Annotated in this window: 2 protein-coding genes; both read left to right on the forward strand. The window is 59.8% G+C overall.

Going from position 1 to position 1,474, the window contains the following annotated elements; translation table 11 throughout:
- The coding region (locus CKO35_RS17475) for a PD-(D/E)XK nuclease domain-containing protein (RefSeq protein ID WP_200177383.1) at positions 1-626 on the forward strand (626 nt) is incomplete at its 5' end.
- Positions 627-882: 256 nt separating this feature from the next.
- On the forward strand, positions 883-1,474 hold a 592-nt coding region (locus tag CKO35_RS17480), incomplete at its 3' end, for an AAA family ATPase (RefSeq protein ID WP_200177384.1).

Raw genomic sequence — 1,474 nt, forward strand, 5'->3', positions numbered from 1 at the left:
CCAGCCTGTTGGGCCGCTTCGACGTGGACGAGATCGCCACCGAGGCCCTGCTGTTCCAGACCGGCTATCTCACCGTGCACAAGGTGGAAGAACCCATCACCGGCTACTGGCTCTATACCCTGGGCTATCCCAACCGGGAAGTGGAGGCCAGCCTGAATGAATCCCTGCTGCCGGCCCTGGGGCTGGAGGCCTCACGGGCGCAGGAGTCGCAGATGCATGCGCTCATGGCCCTGCGCAGCCATGACCTGTCCGCCCTGGAAACCCACTTCAAGGCCCTGTTTGCCGGTCTGCCCCACGACTGGTACCGCAACAACCCCATTGCTCAATATGAAGGCCATTACGCCAGCGTGTTCTACAGCCACCTGGCCGCCCTGGGCCTGGCCATCACCGTGGAAGATGCCGGCAACACCGGCCGGGTGGACATGACGGTGGATTTCAATGGCCACATTTATCTGTTCGAGTTCAAGGTGGTGGAGCAGGTGCCGGAGGGCAGGGCGCTGCAGCAGCTCAAGGACAAGGGCTACGCCGACAAGTACCGGGGACAGGGCAAGCCCATCCATCTCATCGGCGTGGAGTTCTCCAGGGAACAGCGGCAGATCATCGCTTTTGACGTGCTGAGCCTTTGATCCGGATACCGAACATGCCCTTTTCGTCAGTCCCGCGAAAGCGGGAGTCCAGGATCTTGAGTCCGTTACCGGCCGATGGATTCCCGCTTGCGCGGGAATGACGCAGATTCATGGCGCGGTTCCAATTTTTTGCTGACCGGGTTCCCCGTACACGGGAATGGCCATTCAGAGTGATCGGTGTGGCAACGCCCCTTGGCCACGGGGCTATCATGATATTCTGCCCTGACAGTGAACCTCCAGGAGCCGAGTTCCTTTTATGGCTACCCAGCGCAATCTTCCCATCGGAGTGCAGTCCCTTGAAGAGATCATCAACGGGGGTTACTACTATGTGGACAAGACCCCCTGGCTCCATCAGCTGATCAAGGAGGGAAAATACTACTTCCTCTCCCGCCCCCGGCGCTTCGGCAAGAGCCTGCTGCTGGATACCCTCAAGGAGCTGTTTGAGGCCAACGAGCCCCTGTTCCGTGGTCTGTACATCCACGACCGCTGGGACTGGCAGATCCGTCACCCGGTCATCCGGATCAGCTTTGCCGATGGGGTGATGATAAATCGGTCGGCACTGGACACCCGCATCCGGCACCTGCTGCAATTCAATCGGGAACGCCTGGGCATCGAACACAGCGGCGCTCAGGACATCGCCGGCGAGTTTTCCGATCTGATCCGCATGGCCCATCATCAGCACGGCCAGCGGGTGGTGGTCCTGATCGACGAATACGACAAGCCCATTCTGGACAACATCACCGATGCAGAAGTGGCGAGGGAGCTACGGGAAGGGCTGAAAAACCTCTATTCAGTCCTCAAGGACGCCGATCCCCATCTGAAATTCTGCCTGCTCACCGGCGTGTCAA

This window comes from Ectothiorhodospira shaposhnikovii (genome assembly GCF_016584105.1).
GTDB classification, from domain to species: Bacteria; Pseudomonadota; Gammaproteobacteria; order Ectothiorhodospirales; family Ectothiorhodospiraceae; genus Ectothiorhodospira; species Ectothiorhodospira shaposhnikovii.